24 protein-coding genes are annotated in these 26946 nt (G+C 64.6%); 6 read left to right on the forward strand and 18 right to left on the reverse strand.

Annotation, left to right across the window (positions count from 1 at the left end; all coding sequences use genetic code 11):
• Positions 1 to 75: 75 nt before the first annotated feature.
• The 7 genes from hflX to HU763_RS21945 form a co-directional block, all read right to left on the reverse strand.
• Positions 76 to 1377: a ribosome rescue GTPase HflX gene (hflX, locus tag HU763_RS21915; RefSeq protein WP_170033016.1), complete on the reverse strand. Its 1302-nt coding sequence runs from the start codon at positions 1375 to 1377 to the stop codon at positions 76 to 78.
• A 12-nt stretch (positions 1378 to 1389) separates the two neighbouring features.
• Complete coding sequence (hfq, locus tag HU763_RS21920) at positions 1390 to 1650, reverse strand: RNA chaperone Hfq (RefSeq protein WP_015272006.1); 261 nt, start codon at positions 1648 to 1650, stop codon at positions 1390 to 1392.
• Positions 1651 to 1744: 94 nt separating this feature from the next.
• Complete coding sequence (gene miaA, locus HU763_RS21925; protein WP_186686450.1) at positions 1745 to 2716, reverse strand: tRNA (adenosine(37)-N6)-dimethylallyltransferase MiaA; 972 nt, start codon at positions 2714 to 2716, stop codon at positions 1745 to 1747.
• Between the two features lies 1 nt (position 2717).
• Positions 2718 to 4616: a DNA mismatch repair endonuclease MutL gene (gene mutL, locus HU763_RS21930; RefSeq protein ID WP_186686449.1), complete on the reverse strand. Its 1899-nt coding sequence runs from the start codon at positions 4614 to 4616 to the stop codon at positions 2718 to 2720.
• On the reverse strand, positions 4613 to 6043 hold the full coding sequence (locus HU763_RS21935; protein WP_186686448.1) for an N-acetylmuramoyl-L-alanine amidase: 1431 nt from the start codon (positions 6041 to 6043) through the stop codon (positions 4613 to 4615). The genes mutL and HU763_RS21935 overlap by 4 nt, the downstream gene beginning before the upstream one ends.
• Positions 6044 to 6054: 11 nt before the next feature.
• Positions 6055 to 6513: a tRNA (adenosine(37)-N6)-threonylcarbamoyltransferase complex ATPase subunit type 1 TsaE gene (gene tsaE, locus HU763_RS21940; protein WP_189665780.1), complete on the reverse strand. Its 459-nt coding sequence runs from the start codon at positions 6511 to 6513 to the stop codon at positions 6055 to 6057.
• A 2-nt stretch (positions 6514 to 6515) separates the two neighbouring features.
• Positions 6516 to 7376: an NAD(P)H-hydrate dehydratase gene (locus HU763_RS21945; protein ID WP_170033021.1), complete on the reverse strand. Its 861-nt coding sequence runs from the start codon at positions 7374 to 7376 to the stop codon at positions 6516 to 6518.
• A 65-nt stretch (positions 7377 to 7441) separates the two neighbouring features.
• On the opposite strand from HU763_RS21945, the gene queG reads away from it, so the two are divergent.
• Positions 7442 to 8506, forward strand: coding sequence for a tRNA epoxyqueuosine(34) reductase QueG (queG, locus tag HU763_RS21950; protein ID WP_186686754.1), 1065 nt, complete (start codon positions 7442 to 7444; stop codon positions 8504 to 8506).
• Between the two features lie 139 nt (positions 8507 to 8645).
• Here the strand turns inward: queG and HU763_RS21955 are convergent, their stop codons facing one another.
• On the reverse strand, positions 8646 to 9257 hold the full coding sequence (locus HU763_RS21955) for a trimeric intracellular cation channel family protein (RefSeq protein WP_170033022.1): 612 nt from the start codon (positions 9255 to 9257) through the stop codon (positions 8646 to 8648).
• A gap of 100 nt (positions 9258 to 9357) precedes the next feature.
• Positions 9358 to 9900 (reverse strand): oligoribonuclease, encoded by a 543-nt coding sequence (gene orn / locus HU763_RS21960; protein WP_170033023.1) that lies wholly within the window; start codon positions 9898 to 9900, stop codon positions 9358 to 9360.
• Between the two features lie 145 nt (positions 9901 to 10045).
• On the opposite strand from orn, the gene rsgA reads away from it, so the two are divergent.
• The gene (gene rsgA, locus HU763_RS21965; protein WP_170033024.1) at positions 10046 to 11077 is read left to right on the forward strand and encodes a small ribosomal subunit biogenesis GTPase RsgA; all 1032 of its coding nucleotides are present in this window, start codon (positions 10046 to 10048) and stop codon (positions 11075 to 11077) included.
• Positions 11078 to 11253: 176 nt separating this feature from the next.
• On the opposite strand, the gene motB is transcribed toward rsgA, so the two are convergent.
• Both motB and motA read right to left on the reverse strand, forming a co-directional pair.
• Positions 11254 to 12267 carry a flagellar motor protein MotB gene (motB, locus tag HU763_RS21970; protein WP_186686447.1) on the reverse strand — a complete coding sequence of 338 codons (1014 nt, stop codon included), beginning with the start codon at positions 12265 to 12267 and terminating at the stop codon, positions 11254 to 11256.
• Positions 12268 to 12270: 3 nt separating this feature from the next.
• Positions 12271 to 13122 (reverse strand): flagellar motor stator protein MotA, encoded by an 852-nt coding sequence (gene motA / locus HU763_RS21975; protein ID WP_186686446.1) that lies wholly within the window; start codon positions 13120 to 13122, stop codon positions 12271 to 12273.
• A gap of 130 nt (positions 13123 to 13252) precedes the next feature.
• Here motA and HU763_RS21980 point away from each other — a divergent pair, with 130 nt between their 5' ends.
• The 3 genes from HU763_RS21980 to asd are packed head-to-tail and all read left to right on the forward strand — an operon-like array spanning position 13253 to position 16515.
• Positions 13253 to 14788: an HDOD domain-containing protein gene (locus tag HU763_RS21980; protein ID WP_186686444.1), complete on the forward strand. Its 1536-nt coding sequence runs from the start codon at positions 13253 to 13255 to the stop codon at positions 14786 to 14788.
• Positions 14789 to 14832: 44 nt separating this feature from the next.
• Positions 14833 to 15642: a rhodanese-like domain-containing protein gene (locus HU763_RS21985; RefSeq protein WP_186686442.1), complete on the forward strand. Its 810-nt coding sequence runs from the start codon at positions 14833 to 14835 to the stop codon at positions 15640 to 15642.
• 9 nt (positions 15643 to 15651) lie between these two features.
• A complete protein-coding gene (gene asd / locus HU763_RS21990; protein WP_186686439.1) occupies positions 15652 to 16515 on the forward strand; it encodes an archaetidylserine decarboxylase in 864 nt (287 codons plus the stop codon).
• Positions 16516 to 16663: 148 nt separating this feature from the next.
• Here asd and serB read toward each other — a convergent pair whose 3' ends face one another.
• Positions 16664 to 17878 (reverse strand): phosphoserine phosphatase SerB, encoded by a 1215-nt coding sequence (serB, locus tag HU763_RS21995; RefSeq protein ID WP_186686437.1) that lies wholly within the window; start codon positions 17876 to 17878, stop codon positions 16664 to 16666.
• A gap of 133 nt (positions 17879 to 18011) precedes the next feature.
• On the opposite strand from serB, the gene HU763_RS22000 reads away from it, so the two are divergent.
• Positions 18012 to 19469 (forward strand): AhpA/YtjB family protein, encoded by a 1458-nt coding sequence (locus tag HU763_RS22000; RefSeq protein ID WP_186686436.1) that lies wholly within the window; start codon positions 18012 to 18014, stop codon positions 19467 to 19469.
• 202 nt (positions 19470 to 19671) lie between these two features.
• On the opposite strand, the gene HU763_RS22005 is transcribed toward HU763_RS22000, so the two are convergent.
• The 6 genes from HU763_RS22005 to HU763_RS22030 form a co-directional block, all read right to left on the reverse strand.
• Positions 19672 to 20382 (reverse strand): PqiC family protein, encoded by a 711-nt coding sequence (locus HU763_RS22005; protein WP_170033037.1) that lies wholly within the window; start codon positions 20380 to 20382, stop codon positions 19672 to 19674.
• Positions 20383 to 20554: 172 nt separating this feature from the next.
• The gene (gene parC, locus HU763_RS22010) at positions 20555 to 22813 is read right to left on the reverse strand and encodes a DNA topoisomerase IV subunit A (protein ID WP_186684426.1); all 2259 of its coding nucleotides are present in this window, start codon (positions 22811 to 22813) and stop codon (positions 20555 to 20557) included.
• A gap of 10 nt (positions 22814 to 22823) precedes the next feature.
• The gene (locus HU763_RS22015; protein WP_186684425.1) at positions 22824 to 23342 is read right to left on the reverse strand and encodes a retropepsin-like aspartic protease family protein; all 519 of its coding nucleotides are present in this window, start codon (positions 23340 to 23342) and stop codon (positions 22824 to 22826) included.
• On the reverse strand, positions 23339 to 24325 hold the full coding sequence (locus HU763_RS22020; protein ID WP_186684424.1) for an esterase-like activity of phytase family protein: 987 nt from the start codon (positions 24323 to 24325) through the stop codon (positions 23339 to 23341). The genes HU763_RS22015 and HU763_RS22020 overlap by 4 nt, the downstream gene beginning before the upstream one ends.
• Positions 24322 to 26226, reverse strand: coding sequence for a DNA topoisomerase IV subunit B (gene parE, locus HU763_RS22025; RefSeq protein ID WP_170033045.1), 1905 nt, complete (start codon positions 26224 to 26226; stop codon positions 24322 to 24324). Before parE ends, HU763_RS22020 begins: the two co-directional genes overlap by 4 nt.
• 34 nt (positions 26227 to 26260) lie before the next feature.
• The gene (locus HU763_RS22030; RefSeq protein ID WP_186684423.1) at positions 26261 to 26869 is read right to left on the reverse strand and encodes a YqiA/YcfP family alpha/beta fold hydrolase; all 609 of its coding nucleotides are present in this window, start codon (positions 26867 to 26869) and stop codon (positions 26261 to 26263) included.
• Positions 26870 to 26946: the final 77 nt, after the last annotated feature.

A 26946-nucleotide genomic window follows, 5' to 3' on the forward strand; every position in this document is an offset into this window, starting at 1 on the left:
CAAAGACGCGCCCACGGCGCGCCGTCCAATGCTACAGAATGCCTGTCACTGCTGCCCGGCGACCTCGACGAGCATTTATTGCAAAGTGTGTTGCTCGACAAACACTTGCGGCTCCATGCCTTCGCGGCTGACCAGGCGATTCAGTTCCACCCTGGGCAGTCGCACGCTCAGCAGGCTGCGCCCTTCTTCATCATGCGCTTCACTCTGCACGGCACCCAGGGCAAAGAATTGCGCGCGCAAGCGGGCAAAACGCTGCTCCAGACACAGGGTACCGACAAACAGATCATCCCCCAGCAACTCGGCAATCGCCTGGCCGACCAGCTCCAGGCCACGCCCATCGCGTGCCGATACCCAGACCCGCTCAGGCTTGCCATCGGCATTGCGCTGGATCTGCGGCTCGACATCTTCGAGCAAGTCGAGTTTGTTATACACCTCGAGGATCGGCAACCCTTCGGCACCAATCTCGCCCAACACCGCCAGCACCTGCTCGATCTGCTCCATGCGCTCTGGCTCATGGGCGTCGATCACATGCAGCAACAGGTCGGAGTTGCTCGACTCTTCGAGCGTAGCCCGAAATGCCTCGACCAGCTTGTGCGGGAGGTGGCGAATGAAACCCACGGTGTCAGCCAGCACGATCGGCCCCAGGTCGTTCAGTTCGAGCCGGCGCAGGGTCGGGTCGAGGGTGGCGAACAGCTGGTCCGCGGCATACACCTCGGATGCGGTCAGGGCATTGAACAGCGTGGATTTGCCGGCGTTGGTATAACCCACCAGCGACACCGACGGGATATCCGCGCGCTTGCGCCCGCGACGCGCCTGCTCACGCTGGCTGCGCACCTTTTCCAGGCGTGACTTGATCTGCCGAATCCGTACCCGCAACAGGCGGCGGTCGGTTTCCAGCTGGGTTTCACCCGGGCCGCGCAGGCCGATACCACCCTTCTGCCGTTCAAGGTGGGTCCAACCGCGGACCAGCCGCGTGCTCATGTGTTCGAGCTGGGCCAGTTCGACCTGCAGCTTGCCTTCATGGGTACGCGCCCGCTGGGCGAAGATATCGAGGATCAGCCCGGTACGATCGAGCACACGGCACTCGAAAACGCGTTCGAGGTTGCGCTCCTGACTGGGCGTGAGGGTGTGATTGAAAATCACCAGGTCTACCTGTTCGGCATGGACCAGGTCGTGCAACTCCTCGACCTTGCCAGTGCCAATCAGGTATTTGGCGGAAGGCTGATGCCTTGACACCGTGACCAGCGAGACGATGTCGGCACCTGCCGACAATGCCAGCTCCTGAAACTCCTGCGGGTCTTCGCGCGCCTCAGGGTTCTGACCTTCCAAGTGAACGAGCAACGCCCGCTCACCACCACCGTGGCGCTCAAAGAACAATGCAGGCTCCTATCAGGCGTTGCCTGGCTCGCTGTCGCCGTGATCGGAATCGGACGGGCTTGGCAGGCGAACCGGACGTGCAGGAACCACGGTCGAGATGGCGTGCTTGTAGACCATCTGGCTGACGGTGTTCTTCAGCAGTACCACGAACTGGTCGAAGGATTCGATCGAGCCCTGCAGTTTGATGCCGTTGACCAGGTAGATGGATACCGGGACCTTTTCTTTTCTCAAGGTGTTCAAGTAAGGGTCTTGTAGCGAATGCCCTTTTGACATATGCCGCACTCCTGTAAGGATCAATAATAGAAAATCAAGAAAATCGATAAATTAGGCCGCCCCTTCGCAAGAATAGACGGCAATCAGCAGGGACTCAGCTCAATATGGAGATGGCCCCAAGGTATTTCAAGGTGCGGGACAGATTGTCGCAGGCCAGGCTGTCAAGCCAATGCACTTCCGGCCAGCCACGCAACCAGGTGAACTGCCGCTTGGCCAGCTGCCGGGTAGCAATGATACCGCGTTCACGCATCTCATTCTCAGTCAGCTTGCCGTCAAGGTAGTCCCAGACCTGCCTATACCCCACTGCCCGTATAGACGGCAGCCCGGCGTGCAAGTCACTTCTGGCTCGCAGCGATCGGACCTCCTCGACAAAGCCCTGTTCCAACATTTGCGAAAATCGTAACGCAATTCGCTGATGCAAAATGTGACGATCTGTAGGAGCAATCGCCAAACTCGCGACAGTATAGGGCAAATGTCCGCCAGCGCCTGCGTCTGCGCCGCGACTTTCCGCGAATTGACGCTGACGATGGACTGTCATGCTTTCGCCACTCACCCGGTATACCTCCAGCGCCCGGATCAACCGTTGCGGGTCGTTGGGGTGGATGCGCGCCGCCGACTCCGGGTCGACTTCGGCCAGCTGGCGGTGCAGCTCGGCCAGCCCCAGGGCCTCGGCCTGGGCTTCCAGCTCGGCACGTACCGCAGCATCGGCGGCCGGCATGTCGGCCAGCCCCTCGATCAACGCCTTGTAATAGAGCATGGTGCCGCCCACCAGCAAGGGGATCTTGCCGCGGGCAGTGATTTCAGCCATGGCCTCCAGGGCATCGGCACGGAACTGCGCAGCCGAGTAGCTCTCGGCCGGATCGCGAATGTCGATCAGCCGGTGCGGGTAGGCGGCGAGGATTTCCTTCGAAGGCTTGGCCGAACCGATGTCCATGCCGCGGTAGACCAGGGCCGAATCGACGCTGATCAGTTCACAGGGCAGGACCTTGGTCAGTTCGATGGCCAAGTCGGTCTTGCCGGCCGCCGTCGGGCCCATCAGGAATATTGCAGGGGGCTTGCCGCTCATGTCATCGACCGCGCAGGAAGAGTTTGTCCAGGTCGTCCAGGCCCATCTGGGTCCAGGTGGGACGGCCGTGGTTGCACTGGCCACTGCGCTCGGTGTTTTCCATGTCGCGCAGCAGGGCGTTCATCTCGGGGATCGCCAGGCGCCGATTGGCGCGCACGGCCCCATGGCAAGCCATGGTGCCGAGCAGCTCGTTCAGGTGCGCCTGGATACGGTCGCTGGTGCCGTATTCCATCAGGTCGGCGAGCACATCCTGCACCAGGCGGTTGGCCTCGGCCTGCTTGAGCAAGGCCGGGATCTGGCGGATCGCCAAGGTCTCGGGGCCCAGGCGCTGTAGTTCGAAGCCCAGGCGCTGGAACCACTGCGCGTGCTCTTCGGCGCAGTCGGCTTCGCGCTGGCTCAGGGCCAGGGTCTCGGGCACCAGCAGCGGCTGGCCACTGAGGCCTTCGCTGGCCATGGCCACCTTCAGGCGCTCGTACATGATGCGCTCGTGGGCCGCGTGCATGTCCACCAGCACCAGGCCGATGGCGTTCTCGGCCAGGATGTAGATGCCCTTGAGCTGGGCCAGCGCGTAGCCCAGCGGGGGAATATCGCCCTGGCTTTCGGGCAACGCCGACGCCGCGACCACACCTTCCTCCAGCGGCTTGTAAAACTCGCGATACACCGCCTGCGCCTCGGCGGCCGGCAGCGCTTGCGCGGGCCGCGGGGTGTACTGGTACTGGTAACCCGCGCCACCGCCGCCACCGGCGTATGACTGCTGCGGGGCACGTGGCTGTTCGAGCACCGGCGAGGCCAGGCGCATTTCGCCCTGAGGGCCGAACTCACCAGCCTGCGGCCCGGTTGGGCGGATGATTTCAGGCACGGCGGCAGGCGCGGCCAGCTGGTCTTCCGGGCGCACGTCGGCCAAGGCGCGATGCAGGGTGCCATAGAGGAAGTCGTGCACCGAGCGCCCTTCACGGAAACGCACCTCATGCTTGGTCGGGTGCACGTTGACGTCGACGCCGTTGGGCTCCAGCTCCAGGAACAGCACGAAGGTGGGGTGCCGGCCATTGAACAGCACGTCACGGTAGGCCTGGCGCACGGCGTGGGCGACCAGCTTGTCGCGCACCGCACGGCCATTGACGAAGAAATACTGCAAGTCGGCCTGGCTGCGTGAGAAGGTTGGCAGGCCGACCCAGCCCCACAAGCGCAGGCCATTGCGCTCTACGTCGATTGGCAGCGCCTGCTCCATGAAGCCTGGGCCGCAAATGGCGCCTACCCGCCGTGCACGGGCGGTTTCGTCGTGGGCTTCGTGCAGGCTGAGAATGCTCTTGCCGTTGTGGCGCAGGTGGAAGCCGACATCGAAGCGCGCCAGCGCCAGGCGCCGGATGACTTCCTGCAGGTGGTCGAATTCGGTTTTCTCGGCTTTGAGGAACTTGCGCCGCGCCGGGGTGTTGAAGAACAGGTCGCGCACTTCCACCGACGTGCCTACCGGATGCGCCGCCGGCTGCACCCGTGGGGTCATGTCGCGGCCTTCGGTTTCCACCTGCCAGGCTTCGCTCGCACTGGCGGTACGCGAGGTCAGGGTCAGGCGTGCCACCGAGCTGATCGAGGCCAGGGCCTCACCGCGGAAGCCCAGGCTCAATACCCCTTCGAGGTCTTCCAGCTCGCGGATCTTGCTGGTGGCGTGGCGGGCCAGGGCCAGTGGCAGGTCATCGGCGGAAATGCCGCTGCCATCGTCACGCACCCGCAGCAGCTTGACGCCGCCCTGCTCTACTTCCACATCAATGCGTCGGGCACCAGAGTCCAGGCTGTTCTCCAGCAGCTCCTTGGCGACCGAAGCCGGCCGCTCGACAACCTCGCCGGCGGCAATCTGGTTGGCCAGCCGCGGGCTGAGCAGCTGGATGCGCGAACCGCCACTCATTGCGCGGCCAAGGTGGTGGCAGGGATATCGAGGCGCTGGCCGACCTTCAGCTCATCGCTCTTGAGGCTGTTGGCGTTGCGCAGGCTGGTCACGCTGACCTGGTAGCGGACCGCGATCATCGCCAGGGTCTCGCCAGGACGGACCGTGTGCTCACGCGGGCCTGCGGCGATCTTGCCGGTGTCGCGCAGCCAGGCAATGTAGGTGCCAGGCGGCGGGTTCTGCTGGAAGTACTGGCGCACACCGGTGTGGATCGAACGGGCCAGGGCCTGCTGGTGGCTCGCGGTAGCAAGCTTGGCGGCTTCGTTGTTGTTCGAGATGAACCCGGTTTCAACGAGGATCGACGGGATGTCCGGCGACTTCAACACCATGAAGCCGGCCTGTTCCACACGCTGCTTGTGCAGCGAGGTGATACGCCCCATGTTGCCCAGCACCTTCTGCCCGACATTGAGGCTGGAGCTGAGCGTGGCGGTCATCGACAGGTCGAGCAATACCCCGGCGAGCATGCGGTCCTTGTCGTCGAGGCTGACGTTACCGGCACCGCCGATCAGGTCGGAACGGTTTTCCGTGTCGGCCAGCCAGCGCGCGGTTTCGGAAGTGGCGCCGCGGTCGGACAGGGCGAATACCGAGGCACCGAAGGCGGCACGGGACGGCGCGGCATCGGCATGGATCGAGATGAACAGGTCAGCGCCCTTCTTGCGGGCGATCTCGGTGCGCTTGCGCAGCGGGATGAAATAGTCGCCGGTGCGGGTCAGCTCGGCCCGGAAGCCTTTTTCGCTGTTGATCTGGCGCTGCAGTTCCTTGGCGATCTGCAGCACGATGTCCTTCTCATGCTGGCCACGCGAGCCGGAAGCGCCCGGGTCTTCGCCGCCGTGGCCGGCGTCGATGGCCACCACGATGTCGCGTTTGCCGTTGGGCACCGGCGGCAGCTTGATGGCAGGCTGGGCCGGGGTGACCGGCACGGCTGGCGTGGTTGCAGGCGCTTGCACCGGCGTCGGCGGCGGGGTTGGCGCACTGGCGGCGATGGCGTCGGCTTCCTGGTCGTACAGGTCGACCACCAGGCGGTTGCCGTACTGGGCATTGGGCGCCAGGGTAAAGCTTTTCGGGGTGACCGACTTTTTTAGGTCGACCACCACACGCAGGTCGGTCGGGGTGCGCTGGGCCGAACGCACGCTGCTGATCGGCGTGTTGGAAGTGGCCACGTTCAACGGCGCGGCCAGGGTCGCGCCATTGATGTCGATAACCAGGCGGTCCGGTGCGCTCAGGGTGAAGACGCTATGCTGCACGGGGCCAGACAGGTCGAAGACCAGCCGCGTGTTGTCTGGCGCGCGCCACAGGCGCATGCTCTTGACTTGAGTGACGGCCAGAGCGTCAACGGTCACCGTTGTCAGCAGCAGCCCAACGATGGCGACCAGTGCGCGTATGCGCATACCTACCCCACTTACTGTTTATGATGTTCGGCCAGTGCCACGCACCAGGCCTCGCCGCGAGCCCCCTGCGGCGAAAGGTTCAGCGAGCGTCCGCCCGCTTGGGGGCTTATGGTAATGGTCAGGTCAGGCTTTGGCAAAACGCCCGCACCCTTTTGTGGCCACTCGAACAGGCACAGCGGGTCGCCCTCGAAATAGTCACGAATGCCCATGAATTCCAGCTCTTCCGGATCGACCAGGCGGTACAGGTCAAAGTGGAAAGCTCGGACCTCACCGATTTCGTAGGGTTCGACCACGGTGAAGGTCGGGCTTTTCACTGCACCAGTATGGCCCAGGCCACGGATCAGGCCACGCGACAGCGTGGTTTTGCCCGCGCCCAGGTCACCTTCCAGAAAGATCACGCCGTGACCGCCGGTCACCTCGGCCAGTTGTGCGCCGAATTTGACCGTGGCCGCTTCATCGGCCAGAAACAGGTTTAAGCCAGACACGCAGAATGCTCCTCCAACAACTCTCGAATGACCGGTGCCAGATCGCTGGCGGCCAGGCCTCTACCTTTGACGCCCAGGCGTTCGCCCGCACAGGCGTGCAGCCATACCCCCAGCCCAGCGGCCTGCCAGGCATCCAGGCCCTGGGCCAACAGCGCCGCCAGCACGCCGGTCAGCACATCGCCCAGGCCGGCACCGGCCATGGCCGGGTGGCCGCGCTCGCACAGCAGCAGCTGCCCGGCCGGGTCGGCGACCAGCGTGCCAGCGCCCTTGAGCACGCAGACACTGTTGTAACGCCGCGCCAGCTTGCGCGCGGCGCCCTGGCGGTCGACCTGCACCGCCTCGGTAGAAATCCCCAGCAGCCGCGCCGCTTCCCCCGGGTGCGGGGTGAGAATGCTGCCACTGGGCAAGGCCAGCGGGGTGCGCGCCAGCAAGTTCAGGGCATCGGCATCCCACACCTGCGGGCGCTCGGCATTGGCCACCGCCGACAGCAGGCTGCGGCCCCAGGCCGCCTGGCCCAGGCCGGGGCCGACCACCAGCACCGAAGCACGCTCCAGCACCGCCATCAACTGGTTGGCCGATTCGACCCCCAGGCACATGGCCTCGGGCATGCGGGTCAGGCCGGCAGCAACATGTTCAGGGCGGGTTGCCACACTGACCAGGCCGGCACCACAGCGCAGCGCGGCTTCGGCACTGAGCAACGCGGCGCCCCCGGTACCGAGGTCGCCACCGACCACCAGCACATGGCCGAAGTCGCCTTTGTGGGCCTGCGCCTGCCGCGCCGGCAGGCGGGCGACGCTCACGCTGCTGAGCAGTTGCGGGGCATGGCTGGGGTGTTTGGTCTGCGGCATGCGGTCAAAGGCTCCAATGTCTGGCAGAATTATACGCACCTGAGCCCGTTATGCCTTGCCCATCCATGTCCGCTTGTACGCCTGACCTCGCCCAACTGGCCCAATCCATCAAGATTTGGGGCCAAGAACTCGGTTTTGCCCATGTTGGCATCGCCGGGGTCGACCTTGGCGAGCACGAACATCACCTGCAACGCTGGCTCGATGCCGGCTACCAGGGCGAGATGGAATACCTCGGCGCCCATGGCAGCAAACGCGCACACCCGGAGCAACTGATTCCCGGCACGGTGCGTGTGGTATCGCTGCGCATGGATTACCTGCCCGGCGACACGCAGATGGCGCAGCGCCTGGCACAGCCGGAAAAAGCCTACGTGTCACGCTATGCCCTGGGTCGGGACTACCACAAGCTGGTGCGCAAACGCGTGCAGTTCCTGGCCGACCGCATCCAGGAAGCCATCGGCCCGTTCGGCTACCGCGCCTTCGTCGACAGCGCCCCCGTGCTGGAAAAGGCCCTGGCCGAGCAGGCCGGGCTGGGCTGGATCGGCAAGAACACGCTGTTGCTCAACCGCAAGGCAGGCAGCTACTTCTTCCTCGCCGAACTGTTCGTCGACCTGCCGCTGCCGGTGGACGAGGCCACTGCCAGCGAGCATTGCGGGCGTTGCCAGGCCTGCCTGGACATCTGCCCGACCCAGGCATTCGTCGGGCCCTATGTGCTCGATGCACGGCGTTGCATCTCCTACCTGACCATCGAGCTGAGGGGGCCGATCCCGGTCGAGCTACGCGCCAAGATGGGTAACCGGGTGTTCGGTTGCGATGATTGCCAGATCGTCTGCCCATGGAACCGCTTTGCCAGGCACAGCCAGGAGCAGGACTTCCAACCACGCCACGGCCTGGAAAATACCGAACTGGCCGAGATGTTCCTGTGGGATGAAAGGACCTTCCTGCGCAAGACCGAGGGCGGGCCGTTGCGCCGGGCCGGGTATGAGCGCTGGTTGCGCAACCTGGCGGTGGGGCTGGGCAATGCGCCGTCGACGATCCCGGTCATCGAAGCCTTGAAAGCGCGGCGCGAGGATGCCTCGGAGCTGGTGCGCGAACATGTGGAGTGGGCGTTGGCGCAGCACGGCGTTCAATAGCGAACCAGCCCCAGAGCTTACGCCACCCTTGTGGGAGCGGGCGTGCCCGCGAATCAGACAACGCGGTGGATGGCACCGGCTCTGCCGGTGTTCGCGGGCACGCCCGCTCCCACAGGGGCCATGTTGTGCCAGAACTGCGTTACTGCTGGTCGTTGTAGTGAAACTTGGGCATTTCCCAGTGGAAGCGGATCGCCAGCAGGCGCAACAGGAAGCCGCCAAACAACGTCAGCAGCATCGCCTGCTCCGCCGGCACCTTGAAGTACACGCAGCCCAGGTAGAACCAGGCCGCCGCAAACGAGACACTGGCGTACAACTCGCGACGGAACACCAAGGGAATGTCGTTGCAGAAGATATCCCGCAGGATCCCGCCAAACACCCCGGTAATGACCCCGCTGAGGGATGCCACCAGCATGCCCTGCCCCATCTCCAGTGCAGTCATGCAGCCAATCAGGGTAAAGGCCACCAGCCCCAGGGCATCGAGCACCAGGAACAGCGAGCGCAAGCGGCGCATCATCGGCGCAATGAAAATGGTCAACAGCGCCGCACAACTGGTCAGTACCAGATACTCCGGGTGCTTCACCCAGGTCAGCGGGTAGTGCCCGAGCAGTACGTCACGCACCGAGCCCCCCCCAAGGGCGGTGACGCAGGCAATCAGCACCACGCCGAACCAGTCCATGCCGCGACGGCCGGCAGACAACGCACCGGTCATGGCTTCGGCGGTGATGGCAATCAGGTAGAGCATCAACAACATGGCGCGGGGTCCGTGCGGGCAGGCGAGAAAGGCGCGCAGTCTAACCAGTTGCACATGGCACCAAAAGGGGGCGCAGAGAGAATATCTGCGCCTTTTCGACTCACAGCTTGATGAAGTGCTCGCGGTAGTGACGCAGTTCGGCGATCGATTCGCGGATGTCATCCAGCGCCAGATGGGTGTTGCCTTTCTTGAAGCTGTCACGCACCGATGGCGCCCAGCGTGCAGCGAGCTCCTTCAAGGTCGAGACATCCAGGTTGCGGTAGTGGAAGTAGTTTTCCAGGTTGCGCATGTGGCGATAGAGGAAGCGGCGGTCCTGGCAGATGCTGTTGCCGCAGATCGGCGATTTGCCTTTTGGCACCCACTGTTCGAGGAAAGCGATGGTCTGCGCCTCGGCTTCGGCCATACCGACCTTGCTCTCGCGCACGCGCTGGGTCAGGCCCGAAGCGCCATGGGTGCGGGTGTTCCACTCGTCCATGCGTGCCAACACTTCGTCACTGTGATGGATGGCAATCACCGGCCCTTCGGCCAGGGTGTTCAGCTCGCTGTCGGTAACGATGGTGGCCATCTCGATGATGACATCGCTGTCCGGATCCAGGCCGGTCATTTCCAGGTCGATCCAGATCAGGTTCTGTGGGTTTTGCATGCAGGGGCTCCTCGTATAGGCGTTCATAGTAGCGTAGTGGCCAGGGCACGCCCATTCACGGCACGCAAGCCAGCGAATTGATCCGCTGCCTGGCGTGCTAAACTGCCTGCCGTTTTCCACCCGCCTCACCACGCACGGAACCTTCATGGCCAAACGCCAGCTCAACCGCCGCCAGAACTGGCGCATCGAAAAAATCCAGAACGAGCGCGCCGCGCGTGCGGCCAAACGCGAGCAGCACGTGCTGCAGGAACTGGAGGGTGGCGACCTGGGGCCGGAGCAGCTGGGCCTGGTGATCGCGCACTTCGGTGTGCAGGTAGAAGTGGAGGCTCAGGACGGCGAAGCCGCAGGCCAGGTGTTCCGCTGCCATCTGCGCGCCAACCTGCCGGCATTGGTCACCGGCGACCGCGTGGTCTGGCGCGCGGGCAACCAGGGCATCGGCGTGATCGTCGCGCAGATGCCGCGCAGCACCGAGCTGTGTCGGCCGAACAACCACGGCCAGTTGAAGCCGGTGGCGGCCAACGTCGACCTGATCGTGATCGTCTTCGCTCCCGCTCCCGAACCGCACCCCAACCTGATCGACCGTTACCTGGTCGCGGCGGAGCACGCCGGTATTCGCCCGCTGCTGCTGCTGAACAAGGCCGACCTGATCGATGAGCAGAACGGCCCGGGCCTGCAGGCGTTGCTGGAGGTCTACCGCGAGCTGGGCTACCCGCTGCTGGAAGTATCGGCACACCAGGGTGACGGCATGCAACGCCTGCAGCAGATGCTCGACGGCCACATCAGCGTGTTCGTCGGCCAGTCGGGGGTGGGCAAGTCGTCGCTGGTCAACAGCCTGCTGCCGGACGCCGGTACCCGCGTCGGCGACCTGTCGGAATGGTCTGGCCAGGGCACCCACACCACCACCACCGCGCGGCTGTACCACTTCCCTAATGGCGGGGACCTGATCGACTCACCGGGCATCCGCGAATTCGGCCTCGGCCACGTCAGCCGCAGCGATGTGGAAGATGGCTTCATCGAGTTCCGCGACCTGTTCGGCACCTGCCGCTTCCGCGATTGCAAGCATGATCGCGAACCGGGCTGTGCGCTGCTCAAGGCGCTGGATGAGGGGCGCATCAAGCCGCAGCGCATGAGCAGCTACCGCTCCATCATTGCCAGCCTGCCGGAAGACGCTTACTGACCTGCCCGCTCCCGCAGGTACTACACAAGGCTCAAGGGCCACGCCAATCCTGTGGGAGCGGGCGTGCCCGCGAAGCAGGCACCGCGGTGGTTGGCACGGGCTTCGCCCGTGTTCGCGGGCAAGCCCGCTCCCACAGGTTCCGCGCTTGCTTCAGCTACAGCGCGATCCTGTAGGGTTTACTGCTCCTTGGTCTCATCCATCTTCAACGTCCCCTCTTCGAAGATGTTCAGCTTCTGGCGCAGTTCACGCGGCTGCATGGGTGCCTGCTCGGTCCCCCCTGGCACAGCCGGTGCCGCAGTGGCCGGAGGTGTAGGCTCGGCAGCCGGTGCTTCTGGCGCGCCCTGCTCACCCTCGATGTTGCGCTGGGCCTTTTTGGTCAGCACGATGATGTCGATGCGGCGGTTGACCGGGTTGAACGGGTTGTTGCGGTCGAACAGCGACGACGAGGCATAGCCCACCACCCGCGCCACCTGTCCATCCGGATAGCCACCGGCTACCAGCGCGCGACGGGCGGCGTTGGCGCGGTTGGCCGACAGCTCCCAGTTGCCGAACTCACCACTGCCTGCATACGGCTTGGCATCGGTGTGGCCGCTGATGCTGATCTTGTTCGGCACCGCCTTGATGGTGTCGGCCATGGCCAGCAGGATGTCTTCGAAGTACGGCTGCAGGCGCGCGCTGCCGATGTCGAACATTGGCCGGTTCTCGGCATCCATGATCTGGATGCGCAGGCCGTCCTGGGTGATCTCGAACAGGATCTGGTCCTTGAACTTCTGCAGCTGCGGGTTTTCCTCGACCTTGTTCTGCAGCTCCTGCAGCAACAACTCCAGGCGCTCGCGCTCGACCTGCTCGGCCATGGTCTCGACCTGGTCCTTGTCCAGCTGGATGCTGGTATCAGGCGTCGGCTCGGACTTGGTTTCGGGGTTGATGGTCTTTTCCGGCGCCAGCTGCGGCGAGCCACCCAGGTCGATGATGTAGGGCGTACCGCTTTCCGAGAAGCCGATCGGGTCCTTGAAGTAACCGGCGATGGCGATCTTCTGTTCCGGCGTGGCCGTGGACAACAGCCACAGCACCAGGAAGAACGCCATCATCGCCGTGGCGAAGTCGGCAAAGGCGATTTTCCAGGCGCCGCCGTGATGGCCGCCGCCATAGCGCTTGACGCGCTTGACGATGATGGGCTGATTGTTCTCCATGACTCAGCGACCGCGAACCGCTTGTTCCAGTTCGGCAAAGCTTGGGCGGTGCTTGGGGTACAGCACCTTGCGCCCGAATTCCACCGCCAGCGAAGGCGGCATGCCCGAGGCCGAGGCCACCAGCGAAGCCTTGATCGATTCGTAGAGGTTCAGTTCTTCCTTGGCATCGTGCTCCAGGCACTTGGCCAGCGGACCAAAGAAGCCGTAGGCCGCCAGAATACCGAAGAAGGTACCTACCAGCGCCGCACCCACATGGAGGCCGATGGAGGCCTGGTCACCCTCGCCGAGCGAGGCCATGGTCACCACGATGCCCAGTACCGCCGCAACGATACCGAAGCCTGGCATGCCGTCGGCGATGCCATTCACCGCATGCGACGGATGCTCGAGCTCTTCCTTCATGCTCAACAGCTCCATGTCGAACAGGCCTTCGAGCTCGTGCGGCGCCATGTTGCCGGTGGACATGATGCGCAGGTAGTCGCAGATGAAGGCGGTCATGCGCTCGTCGGCCAGCACTGTCGGGTACTTGGCGAAGATCGGGCTGGCTGCGGCATCCTCGATGTCGGCCTCGATGGCCATCATGCCTTCACGACGGCTCTTGTTGAGGATCTCGTACACCAGGCCCAGCACTTCCAGGTAGAAGGCATGGCTGAAGCGCGAGCCGAACATCTTCATCGACTTCTTGATGACGTGCATGGTCATGTGGCCAGGGTTGGCCTGCAGGAATGCACCGAAGGCCGCACCGCCGATGATCAGTACTTCGAACGGCTGGATCAGTGCCGCGATCTTACCGTGGGAGAGTACGTATCCGCCGAGCACGCTCGCGAATACGACGATGATGCCGATAATTTTAGCCATAGGTTCAAAGCACTTGCTGTCGTGGTCAGGGGAAGAGACGGGAGCCTGAAAACTCTTCTTCTACTTATCGGCAGAACTGCGCCAGACTATAGCCACTCATTGCGAAAAGCCAGTTCGGACTGATGTCAAAATGACAATTGAAACCAAGGTGCCCGCTCAGGCCCCGCGTACGCTAGAGGCCTGGGTAAAGCTGCTCGAGAGTATTCGCATCCCCGTGCCGAAGCACAGCTACGACCGGGTCATGAACGCCATCCACGATAGCCGCCGCTCGCTGCGCGATATCGCCGAACTGATGCAGGATAGCCCGGCACTGGTGCTGTCGGTGATGCGCGAAGCCAATCACCCCACCAACGCCAGCCTCGCCGAACCGGCCGAGAGCCTGGAAATCGCCCTCAACCGCCTCGGCCTGGAGCGCAGCGAACAGCTGCTCAAGCGCCTGCCGGCGGTGCCCGCCGAAGAGATCCCACCGGTACTGTGCCAGTTCCAGCTGATCAGCCAGCACGCCTCGCAGCAGGCCAGCGGCCTGTTCGCCAGCCGCCTGGCACGGCTGTGGCAGGAAATCCACTGGGGCAGCCTGCTGTTCCTGTCGCCACTCTGGCCGCTGGCGCTGGCCTACCCCAAGTTGCTCGACACCTGGGAACTGCGGGTTATCCACAAGGGCGAGGACGCCGCCCATGTCGAGCAGGAGCTGTTTGGCGTGCGCATTCTCACGCTGTGCCAGGCCATGGCAGAGTTCTGGCGCCTGCCACAATGGGTGACCCAGGGTTATCACCTGCTGCTGGACGAGCGCGAACAACTGGCCCAGGTGCTTGCCATCGCCCGCGACCCGGACCTGCTCAGCCAACAGCATCGCCTGGACGCCGAGCCTGGCCTGCGCCGCTGGTTCAACCAGCCGGCCAACACCGTGCTGCTGGCCAACAACCTGGCCCTGGCGGCGCAGGTGGGCTGGGACAACCCGCACCTGCTGCGCTGGCAGCTATTAACCGCACTGTACCTGCAGACCTCGCTGGAAGACGTGCAGCAACAGGTGCACCAGCAGGCTGCGGCAAGTGCGCGTCGCCACGCCCAGCACGCCCTGTTCCACCCGGCCGAAGCGCTGATCTGGCCTTGGCACCAGCGCCGTCCGCACCCGGACATGCTGGCACCGCCACCGCCCAGCAACGACGAGCTGACACGCTGGCGCAAGCTGTGCCAGCACCTGCTGGCCCAGCCCAGCCCGTTCACCAACAGCGTGCACCTGGCCACCCAGGCCCTCGAGGCCCTGCTGGCCTGCGGCATGCAGCGCGTCCTGCTGCTGAGCCTGGACAAGGCCAGCGATCAGCTGCGTGTGCAGCAGTTCGCCGGCCTGCCCAAGGAGGCCGGGGCGCTTGCCCTGCAAGTGTCAGAGAACAAACTGCTGCAAAAGCTGCTGGCCCAGGCCGGCCAATTGCGCATCACCCCGGAAAACCACAGCCAGCTCTCGGCGCTGCTGCCGGCCCCGCTGCGGGCGTTGTTCAACAGCGAACACGCACTGCTACGCTCGTTGGCGGTCAATGACCAAGTGTTGATGCTGGTGGTAGCCGACCAAGGCAGCCGACCCTTGGCCGATGTCAGCGTGCAAGCCTTCGGCAAGACGGCACAATGCACCGAGCGGGCGCTGTCGGTGTTCGCCAACCGCAAGGCCTGAGCCTTGCGCTACAATCGCCCCTCTTTCCACACTGGAGACCGTGGATGACTGACTTTTCCGGCCTGCCGTTGGTGATCGAAGCCGCAGACCTGCTGCCACGCCTGGACTCGAAACAGCTGATCCTGGTCGACCTGAGCAGCAGCAACCGCTATGTCAGCGGGCATATCCCCGGCGCACGCTTCGTCGAAGGCAAGCGCACCCAGCTCGGCCAGCCGCCTGCGCCCGGCTTGCTGCCGGCCCAGGCCGATCTGGAGAAGCTGTTCAGTGAACTCGGCCACCGCGACGACGCGGTATACGTGGTGTACGACGACGAAGGCGGTGGCTGGGCCGGGCGCTTCATCTGGCTGCTCGATGTGATCGGCCATAAGCACTATCACTACCTGAATGGCGGCATTCAGGCTTGGCCGGCCGACAAGCTCTCCACCGAAGTGCCCGCCAGCGGTAATTCCCCTGTGCAGCTGCGCATCGACACGGCGCCCACCGCCACCCGTGAGTACCTGCAAAGCCGCCTGGGCGCGCACGACCTGGTCATCTGGGATGCCCGTGGTCCGCAGGAGTTTCGCGGCGAGAAGGTGCTGGCAGCTCGGGGCGGCCATATTCCCGGCGCGATCAACTTCGAGTGGACAGCCGGCATGGACCTCAACGACCACCTGCGCATCCGCCCGGACATCGCCGAAGTCCTGCTGAACCTGGGGATCACCCCCGACAAGGAAGTGATCACCCATTGCCAATCCCACCGCCGCTCCGGTTTCACCTACCTGGTGGCCAAGGCCCTCGGCTACCCACGCGTCAAGGCCTACGCCGGCTCGTGGAGCGAATGGGGCAACCACCCGGACACGCCTGTAGAAGTTTAAGGAACCTGCATGAAATCCCGTTTGTTCATCATCAGCCAGTACCTGCTGCCGCACCATCTGCTGTCGCGCCTGGCCGGCTGCATCGCCGAATGCCGCGTGCGCTGGTTCAAGAATGCCTTTACCGCCTGGTTCGCCAAGCGCTACCAGGTGAACATGGCCGAAGCCCTGGTCGAAGACTTGAGCGCCTACGAGCACTTCAACGCGTTCTTCACCCGTGCCCTGAAGCCAGGCGCGCGCCCGCTGGATGAAACCCCGGGTGCCATCCTGTGCCCGGCCGACGGTGCCGTCAGCCAGCTTGGCCCGATCGAGCACGGCCGCATCTTCCAGGCCAAGGGCCACGGCTTCAGCGCGCAGGAACTGCTGGGCGGCGACCCGGCGATGGCCGCGCCATTCATGGGCGGCGAGTTCGCCACCATCTACCTGTCGCCCAAGGACTACCACCGCGTGCACATGCCGCTGGCTGGCACCCTGCGTGAAATGGTCTACGTGCCGGGCCGCCTGTTCTCGGTCAACCAGACCACCGCCGAGAACGTCCCCGAGCTGTTCGCCCGCAATGAACGCGTGGTGTGCCTGTTCGATACCGAACGCGGGCCGATGGCCGTGGTGCTGGTGGGGGCGATGATCGTCGCCTCGATCGAAACCGTGTGGGCCGGGCTGGTGACGCCGCCCAAGCGCGAGCTGAAGACCTTCCGTTACGACGAAGCCAGCCGCGCGCCGATCCACCTGGAAAAAGGCGCCGAGCTGGGCCGCTTCAAGCTGGGCTCGACCGCTATCGTGCTGTTCGGGCCAGAGCAGGTGAAATGGGCCGAGACGCTGGGGGCCGGCTCTGCGGTGCGCATGGGGCAACAGTTGGCGATGCCTGCGCAGGCTTGATTGCCTGATAGAACCTGGGGCCGCTTTGCGGCCCTATCGCGACACGAGGCCGCTCCTACAGGATTTTCGCAGTTTCAAATATTGCACTGCCCTGTAGGAGCGGCCTCGTGTCGCGATAGGGCTGCGAAGCAGCCCCAAGACTCTCGAATCAGCCGCGCGCGTCGCGGTCACGTACGCCCAGCAGGTACAACACCCCATCCAGCCCCAGGGTGGAAATCGCCTGCTTGGCCGACTGGCGTACCAGCGGCTTGGCGCGGAACGCCACGCCCAGGCCAGCCAACGACAGCATCGGCAGGTCGTTGGCGCCATCGCCCACGGCGATGGTCTGCTCCAGTTCCAGGCCTTCTTCGCTGGCCAGCTTCTGCAGCAGCTCGGCCTTGCGCTGGGCATCGACAATCGGCTCCACGGCCACGCCGGTCACCTTGCCATCGACCACTTCCAGCTCGTTGGCGAACACGTAGTCGATACCCAGGCGCGCCTGCACCTGGCGCGCAAAGTAACTAAAGCCACCGGACAGGATCGCGGTCTTGTAACCCAGGCGCTTGAGTTCAGCGAACAGGTTCTCGGCCCCCTCGGTCAGGCGCAGCGACGCGCCGATCTCGTCCAATACCCCCACATCCAGGCCCTTGAGCAGTGCCATGCGCTCTTTGAAGCTGGCACGGAAATCCAGCTCGCCGCGCATCGCGCGCTCGGTGATGGCCGCCACCTGCTCGCCTACCCCGGCAGCCTTGGCCAATTCGTCGATGACTTCGGCTTCGATCAGCGTCGAGTCCATGTCGAACACCGCCAGGCGGCGGTTGCGGCGGAACAGGTCGTCCTTCTGGAAGGCGATGTCGATGCTCAGTTCCTCGGCCAGGGCGAAGAAATCGGCACGCAGGGCCTGGCCATCGCTGGGCACGCCACGCACGGAAATCTCGATGGCCGCCTTGCCTTTGCCGACGTGGGCGTCCAGCGCCACACGGGCCGACAGGCGCTCGATACGCTCGATGGTCAGGCCGTACTGGCTGATCACCGCACTCACCCGCTGCAGTTGTTCGGGGGTGATCTTGCGGCTGAGCAGGGTGACGATGTGGCGCGCCTCGCCCTGGCCGTCGGCCCAGTGCTGGTAGTCCGCCTCGGAAATCGGCGTGTAGCGGGCCTGCAGGTTCAGTTCGTGGGCCTTGGCCTGCACGCTTTGCAGCAGGGCGGTAGCCACTTCGTTGTCCGGGATATCGACCAGGATGCCGAACGACAGGGTGCCGTGCATGACGGCCAGGCCGATGTCGAGGATACTCACACCGCCCTGCAGCAGGACGCCGGTGATGGCCGCAGTGAGACCGGGACGGTCCTCACCGGTGATGTTGATCAGGACGATTTCGCGCACAACCTGGCTCCGACTTCGATGAAAAATGCGCATTCTACCGATTTTCCGTGACCATCGGGCGCCAACGATACTTTGCCGACAAAACCCGGCTCGCTATACTCCCCACACTTCATGCCATTAAGAGCCGAGCTCAGTGAACCGGCCCACGCCCGTCAAACCAGACAACTTCTTCCTGATGATCTATCGTGCCCTGAGTCAACGTCGCGTGCCACTGGCACTGCGCATCGCCTGCACCAACATTTTCCTGGTGGCGCTGGCGCTGGTGATCTATGCCTGTGTGATGGGCCTGCAATTCAAGCAGGCCATGCACGAACAGGCCGATGCCCTGGGCCAGAGCCTGACCACCCAGACCGCCACCTCGGCGACCGAACTGCTGGTGGCCAACGATATCCTCAGCCTCAACGTGCTGCTGGGTAACCTGGTGAAGAACCCGCTGGTAGCCCATGCCGCCATCTATAGCGTGGACAACCGCATCCTCGCCGAAGCCGGCCAGCGCCCGCGCAACAGCCTGCTGGGCGAGGCCGAAGGCCTGTACCAGACCAAGATCACCTTCCAGGACGTGACCGCCGGGCAACTGCGCATCAGCCTGGACATGAGCCAGTTCCAGCAGCCGATGCTGATCAGCTTGCAGAGCATGGGGATCCTTGCCGCCATCCTGCTGGTGCTGGCCTTGACCCTGAGCCTGCGCCAGGGCCGCTTCATCACCCTGCCGCTGCTGCAACTGCGGGTGTGGCTGCGTGACCCGCAACCCTACACGCCGGCCACCGATCGCCAGGACGAAATCGGCGATATCGCCCGCCAGTTGCACGCGCGCCTGGCCCCGCCACCGCCGCCCGAGCCGGAGCCAGAGGAAGACGACGACGAGCCGTTCGATGACCTGCACGGCGATGCCCCGGCGGCAAAGGCCGCACCGCGCGCCAGGGTTGCCACCCAGGCGCACGAGGATGACGACGAGGCCTTCGCCGGCCTGCTCGACGACGACAACATGCCCAAGGCCTCGGTCGTCGAGTCCGACGAGCCGCAGTACAGTGCCGTGCTGGCCGTGCAGCTGGGTTCGCAGGAACAGCTGCGCCGCCTGCCACGCACGCGCCTGACCGAGCTGACCGAGCGCTACCGCGACTGCCTGGAGCACGCTGCTTCGCTCTACGACGGTGAAACCCACACGCTCAACGACGGCAGCACCCTGGTGCTGTTCCACAGCCGCGACTGTGGCGAGGACTACCTGACCAACGCCATCTGCTGCGGCGAGCTGCTGCGCGCCCTGGGGCATGCCCTGCAGATCGAAGTGGCGGACAGCGGCATCACCTTGCAGTTGCAACTGGGCCTGGCCCTGGGTAACGACCTGCAAGGGCTGGAACTGGTGGACCTGCTGATGGCCGAGAAGGCTCAGGACGCGCTGGCGCTGTCGCAGCACAGCCGCAACCTGTTGCTGGTGGAGCGCCAGATCAGCGATGACACACTGATTCGCCAGCGCGCCCGCATTCGCCCGATTGCCAGCCCGGAAGGCGCCTGCTGCGTGGAGCGGTTGATGGAGCCCTACCCGTCGATGCTGGAACGGCAGTTGGCGCGGATGCACGAGCACCGGGCCTGACCGGCACAGGCTGACGCGCTGTAGGAGCGGCCTTGTGTCGCGATGGGCTGCGCAGCAGCCCCAGATTTATTGGTGTCGCGAAGATTGCTGGGGCTGCTGCGCAGCCCATCGCGACACAAGGCCGCTCCTACAGGACGGCGCCAACCTTGCAGCCACAAAAAAGCCCGCAACGCAGCGGGCTTTTTTGTGGCTGGCAGTTCGATCAGAACCGATAGACTTCCATATCGGTACGAATCGGCGCAGCCATCGGGATCTTGGACTTCTCCGGAGCCTTTTTCACCTGCACCGGTGCAGCTGCCTTCTTCGGCGCCTCTTCGGCAATGGCAGGCTGGTTGGCCAACGGCTTCACTGCGGAGCTCAACTGCTCGGCCAGCTTCTGCAACAACTGGCCCTGCGCCTGCACCTGCGACGCCTCGCTGCCCTCGTGCTGCTGCTCGAGGTGGACGATGCGGTTGTCGCGTACATGGCCACGGCGGTCCAGCAGGCGCCACTGGGCGTCCAGGATGGCTGGCTGATCCTTGCCCGAATCCAGACGCGTGATCGACAGCAGCACCTGCACGTCCGGGGTGAAGCCGGCGGTCGCCGGCGCCAGTACCACACGCTGGCTGTCCAGGCGCCAGGCAAGCTGGCGCACCAGCAGCTGGTCGATATCCGCCGAAAGGCTACCGGCCCAACGACCGTCGGTCGCCGAACTGAGGCTGCCGTCGGCCTGGCGCTGCAGGAATGTTTCGCGTTGCAGGTAATCGGCTACCGATACCGGGCCGAGCACAACGGCCATGCCTGCACTCTGCGAAGGCTGGCCAGGATCACCACTGTCAAGCTGGTACAGGGCAACCGGCTGGTGCATGGTGCACCCGCCCAGGCCCAGCAGGCCAGTCATCAACAGCGCAAATGGAAGGCGCAGAAGTTTCATCATCCCATCCAGGCGGCCGCCAACAGGCCAACCGCAGTGATACATATAAATTCAAACGGGCACACGGCCACGCCGGCACCGCAAGGGCCATATCATCCGCGAAATAACCGTCCGACTCCAGCATTTCTGCCCGGAACGGCGCTGAAATTGCCGCTCCAGACATTTCAGCCGGTTATGCCGGCACTTCCACCTGCAATCCGTCGACTCGTTGGAACCCTCGCGGCAGTTTGTTGCCGCGCCGTCCACGCTCGCCCTTGTAATGCTCGAGGTCGTCCGCTTTCAGGGATAGGGTACGCTTGCCGGCTTGCAATACAAGTGTCGCACCCTCGGCAATCACCGCCAGATCGGTAACAAATTCTTCACGACTGGCCACCCGATCGCCGGGGATCCCGATGATCTTGTTGCCCTTGCCTTTGCCCAGCTGGGGCAGGTCACTGACCTTGAACACCAACAGGCGGCCTTCGGTGGTCACTGCCGCCAACCAGTCCTGCTCGCGGTTGGCGACCTGGCGTGGGGTCATGACCTTGGCACCGTTGGGCAGGCTGAGCAAGCCCTTGCCGGCCTTGTTCTTGGCCTGCAAGTCTTCGCCCTTGACCACGAAGCCGTAGCCGGCATCAGAGGCCACCACGTACAGCGCGTCGTCATCCGGCAACAGCACGCATTCAAACGTAGCCCCTGCCGGCGGCGTCAGGCGGCCAGTCAGCGGCTCACCCTGGCCCCGCGCCGACGGCAGGCTGTGGGCGGCCAACGAGTAGCTGCGCCCGGTGGAGTCGATCAGCACGGCAAACTGGTTGGAGCGCCCGGTGGCTGCGGCCTTGAAACCATCGCCAGCCTTGTACGACAGGCCAGTGGCATCGATGTCGTGACCCTTGGCGCAGCGTACCCAGCCCTTTTCCGACAGCACCACGGTGACTGGCTCGGTCGGCATCAGCTCGTTTTCCGACAGGGCCTTGGCTTCGGCGCGCTCGACGATCGGCGAACGACGGTCGTCGCCATAGGTCTCGGCATCCTTGATCAGCTCGCTGCGTACCAGCTTGCGCAGCTTGGCATCGCTACCCAGCAGGGCCAGCAGTTTGGCCTGTTCTTTCAGCAGCTCGTCCTGCTCGCCGCGGATCTTCATCTCTTCCAGGCGCGCCAGCTGCCGCAGGCGGGTCTCGAGGATGTAGTCGGCCTGGATCTCGGTCAATTCGAAACGGGCGATCAGGGCCTGCTTTGGCTGGTCCTCGGTACGGATGATGTGGATAACTTCATCCAGGTTGAGGAACGCGGTCAGCAAACCTTCCAACAGGTGCAGGCGCTTCTCCACCTTGTCCAGACGGTGCTGCAGACGGCGACGAACGGTAGCGGTGCGGAACTCCAGCCACTCCAGCAGCAGCGCACGCAGGTTCTTCAGCTGCGGGCGGCCGTCCAGGCCAATGATGTTGACGTTGACCCGGTAGGTGCTTTCCAGGTCGGTGGTGGCGAACAGGTGCTGCATCAACTCGTCGACATCCACGCGGTTGGAGCGCGGGATGATGACGATGCGGCACGGGTTCTCATGGTCCGACTCGTCGCGCAGGTCGGCGACCATCGGCAGCTTCTTGGCCTGCATCTGTGCGGCAATCTGCTCCAGCACCTTGGCCCCGGAAACCTGGTGCGGCAGCGCGGTGACAACGATATCGCCGTCTTCCACGCGGTACACCGCACGCATGCGGATCGAACCGCGGCCGCTTTCGTACATCTTGAGGATTTCTGCCCGCGGCGTGACGATCTCGGCCTCGGTCGGGTAGTCCGGCCCCTGGATGTGCTCGCACAGCTGCTCGATGCTGGCCTTGGGCTCGTCAAGCAGGCGCACACAGGCCGTGGCCACTTCCCGCAGGTTGTGCGGCGGCACGTCGGTGGCCATGCCCACGGCAATACCGGTGGTGCCGTTGAGCAGGATGTTGGGCAGGCGCGCCGGCAGTACGGCCGGCTCCTGCAAGGTGCCATCGAAGTTCGGCACCCAGTCCACGGTGCCCTGGCCGACTTCGCTGAGCAGCACTTCGGCATAGCGCGACAGCCGCGCCTCGGTGTAGCGCATGGCGGCGAACGACTTCGGGTCATCCGGCGCACCCCAGTTGCCCTGGCCGTCGACCAGGGTGTAGCGGTAGCTGAACGGCTGCGCCATCAGCACCATGGCCTCGTAGCAGGCCGAGTCGCCGTGGGGGTGGAACTTGCCGAGCACGTCGCCGACGGTACGCGCCGATTTCTTGTGCTTGGCGTCGGCATCGAGCCCCAACTCGCTCATGGCGTAGACGATGCGTCGCTGCACCGGCTTCAGGCCATCGCCGATGTGCGGCAGGGCGCGGTCCATGATCACGTACATGGAATAGTTGAGGTAGGCCTGTTCGGTGAAGTCAGCCAGCGAGCGGCGTTCGACGCCGTCCAGGCTGAGTTCCAGTGAGTCGCTCATGCGGGCCTCGTCATTTCAGGTTCTGGCGCAGCAGCATGGTGCCGCCGCGCTGGGTAAATTCAAGTTGTTTCAGGGCACTCATGCCCAGCAATACGGTTTGCCCATCCAGGCCCGGCACCACGATAGCGCGCACGTCCTGCAGGCGGATATCGCCCAGCTGCAGGCTGGCCAGGCGCGTCCGGTAGCCTTCGGTGCGGCCGTTGGCGGTACTGAGCTGCACCGGGCTGCCGCGCTCCAGGCCCAGCTCGCGGCCCAACGCCTCGGGGATCGCCACGTCGGTGGCGCCAGTGTCGAGCATGAAGTGCACGAGCTGGCCGTTGATCGCGCCATCCATCACGAAGTGGCCCTGGCCGTTACCCAGCAAGCGCACTTCGATGAAGCCTTCGCCATGCGACGATTGCACCTGGGCATTGGGGTTGCGCTGGCGGTCTTCCCATTGGCCGAAGAAGCGCGTGGCAAGGAACAGCGCCGCCGCCCAGGCGACGATCATCAGTACCTTGCCAGCCCGCTTGCCCGGTGCCTGGCTCATGGTTTGGCGCTCCAGCCGCCCTGCGGTGCATCGAAACGCCAGACGATCGGTCGCGTCTCGCCATCAGCGCGGGCGCCGTTGTTGTTGTCCACGCCGATCCAGGCACCTTCGGCATCGATTACCAATGCCTCGGCCAGGCCGTACGGTTGCTGATAGCGGCGCGACTCGACCAGCGCGTCGGCAGCGAACGACCAGCAGCGCTCGACTTCACCGTTGTCGGCAGCACGCCGGCAGATGCGGTAGGCGTTGCGTTCGAGGGTGAACAACTTGCCCTCGAACCAGGCCAGGTCGGCAAAGTCACGCGACTGGGCCTGGGCATCGGGCATCTGTGGCGGTTGCATCTCGACCCCGGCTTCGCTCAGCAGGACGCAGCTGCGCCCGCAGGTCCACACCGACTGCTGGCGCTCGATAGCCACCAGGCCACGCCGCTCACGTTCGGCGGCCAGCCACAGGCGGTCACCTGCCGGGTTGATGGCCAGGCCTTCGAACAAGGCATTGAAGTTCAGCAGCATGCCGCTGGCTCGGGCCTGGCGGACCATGGCCGGGTCGATCTTCAGCCAATCCACCTGGCCGTCCAGCGGCAGCTGCAGTACGCCGGCATGGGCCTCGCTGACCAGATACAGGTTACCCGCCTGGTCGCAGGTGATGCCCTCGAAGTCCAGCTCACCGCCGCGAATATACGAGGCCGCCCAGTTGCGCGACTTCAGGCCCCAGGGCAGGCCGCTTTCCGGCACCGGCGGCGCGGTGAAGGCCAGCGGCTGCGCACGCCAGGTCGCATCCTGCCGGTCGAAGCGGTAGATGCGATCGTCGTCGCGGTCGGACACGCCCCACAACCCGCCCCGGCATTCCACCAGGCCGGACAGGTTGCCCCCGCGCATGCCGTCGATTGGGTGTTCGCCGCTCATTTTCAGCTCTGGCCAGTTGCCCGCCAGGCTCGGCAGGGCAAGCAGCGCCAGGCAGGCAGCCAGAAGCCACCGAATCAAACCATGACCTCGGCCAGGTTGCCCTTGGTTTCCAGCCAGCTCTTGCGGTCGCCCGCGCGCTTCTTGGCCAGCAGCTTGTCCATCAGCTCGCAGGTGGCCTGCACGTCGTCCAGGGTCAGTTGCACCAGGCGCCGGGTGTTCGGGTCCATGGTCGTTTCACGCAGCTGAGGCGGGTTCATTTCGCCCAGGCCCTTGAAGCGGGTGACCTGCGGCTTGCCGCGCTTCTTCTCGGCCACCAGGCGGTCGAGGATGCCATCGCGCTCGGCCTCGTCGAGGGCATAGTAGATTTCCTTGCCCAGGTCGATGCGGTAAAGCGGCGGCATGGCCACGTACACATGGCCAGCCTCGACCAGGGCACGGAAGTGCTGGACGAACAGCGCGCAGAGCAGCGTGGCGATGTGCAGGCCGTCGGAGTCGGCGTCGGCGAGGATGCAGATCTTGCCGTAGCGCAGTTGTGCAAGGTCGGTGGCACCGGGGTCGACGCCGATGGCCACGGCGATGTTGTGCACTTCCTGGCTGGCCAGTACTTCGCCGCCGTCCACTTCCCAGGTGTTGAGGATCTTGCCACGCAGCGGCAGGATCGCCTGGAACTCCTTGTCGCGTGCCTGCTTGGCCGAACCACCGGCCGAGTCACCTTCGACCAGGAACAGCTCGGCCCGCATCGGGTCCTGGCCGGCACAGTCGGCCAGCTTGCCGGGCAGCGCCGGGCCCTGGGTGATGCGCTTGCGCTCGACCTTCTTGCTGGCCTTGAGGCGGCGCCCGGCATTGCTGATGGCCAGCTCCGCCAGTTGCATGCCCAGCTCGGGGTGGGCATTGAGCCACAGGCTGAAGGCGTCCTTGACCACACCGGAAACGAACGCCGCCGCTTCGCGCGACGACAGGCGTTCTTTGGTCTGCCCGGAGAACTGCGGGTCCTGCATCTTCATCGACAGCACGAAGGTGATGCGTTCCCAGACGTCTTCGGGTGCCAGCTTTACCCCGCGCGGCAGCAGGTTGCGGAACTCGCAGAACTCGCGCATGGCATCCAGCAGGCCCTGGCGCAGGCCGTTGACATGAGTGCCGCCCTGGGCGGTGGGAATCAGGTTGACGTAGCTTTCCTGGATGCTGTCGCCACCCTCGGGCAGCCACAGCAGGGCCCAGTCGACGGCTTCCTTGTTACCCGCCAGGCTACCGCAGAATGGCTCGTCGGGCAGGCGCTGGAATTCGTTGACCGAGTCGACCAAGTAGGAACGCAGGCCGTCTTCGTAGTGCCATTCGACCTTCTCGCCGCTGGCCTTGTCCTCGAAACTGACCAGCAAGCCAGGGCACAGCACGGCCTTGGCCTTGAGCACGTGCTTCAGGCGGCTGATGGAAAACTTGGGTGAATCGAAGTATTTGGGGTCGGGGCTGAAATACACGCTGGTGCCGGTGTTGCGCTTGCCAACCGAGCCGATCACCTCCAGTTCGCTGGCCTTGAAGCCATCGGCGAAGGTCATCTGGTACTCGTTGCCGTCGCGCTTGACGCGTACGCGCACCTGGGTCGACAAGGCGTTGACCACCGAGATACCCACACCGTGCAGGCCGCCGGAAAACTGGTAGTTCTTGTTGGAAAACTTGCCGCCGGCGTGCAGCTTGGTGAGGATCAGCTCGACGCCGGACACGCCCTCTTCCGGGTGGATGTCCACCGGCATGCCGCGCCCATCGTCGCTGACTTCCAGCGAGTGGTCGGCATGGAGGATGACCTGCACCGAACGGGCGTGCCCGGCTAGGGCTTCGTCGACGCTGTTGTCGATGACTTCCTGGGCCAGGTGGTTGGGGCGGCTGGTATCGGTGTACATGCCCGGCCGTTTGCGGACCGGGTCAAGGCCCGAGAGGACTTCGATGGCGTCTGCGTTATAGGCGCTAGCGCTGGGATTGGCCATGGGGTCTCGTCGTCAGTCTGGTGAATGCAAAAAGTCAAAATACAGAAAAATCGAGCGCTGCATACTGCCCACGGGCAATGCCGGCGAAGGCCAGCAGTGCCGGCAGGCGCTCGGCGAAGCCCTGAAAACTGTGGTCGCCGCCAGCCTGGATGCGCAGGGCACAGCCAAGGTAATAGCGTTCGGCGTGGCGATAGTCCAGGGTTTCATCGGCGGTCTGCAGCCACACTTGATAGCGGCTGGCGTCCACCGGGGCCGGTACTTCCAGCTCGGCCAGGGCCTGCACGTGATCATGGGTCAGTTCCCAGGTTTCACCGCTGTAGTGATTGCGCTGGGTGCCGAGGTACCCGTCGAAATGCTTGTGCGGCGCTACCGCCGGGTTCACCAGCAGGGCCTTGAGGCCATGGCGCTCGGCCAGATGGGTGGCATAGTAGCCGCCGAGCGAACTGCCTACCAGCAGTGGCGCACCCAGTTCGGCGATGGCCGCTTCGAGCTGGGCGATGGCCTGGCGCGGGTGGTGGTGCAAGGCGGGCACGCGCAACTGGTCGGCCATGCCGAGCTGCTGCATGACAGCCGCGAGCTGGCGCGCCTTGGTCGAAAGTGGCGAGCTGTTGAAGCCATGGATATAGAGGATGGAACCCGACATGCTGCCCCCGGTTATCTGTGGCTTGGCGCCTGATGATGCGGGCGCAGGGACGCGCAGTGTAGCGCGTTCGCCGGGTT

The organism is Pseudomonas anuradhapurensis (assembly GCF_014269225.2).
In the GTDB taxonomy this organism is placed as follows: domain Bacteria; phylum Pseudomonadota; class Gammaproteobacteria; order Pseudomonadales; family Pseudomonadaceae; genus Aquipseudomonas; species Aquipseudomonas anuradhapurensis.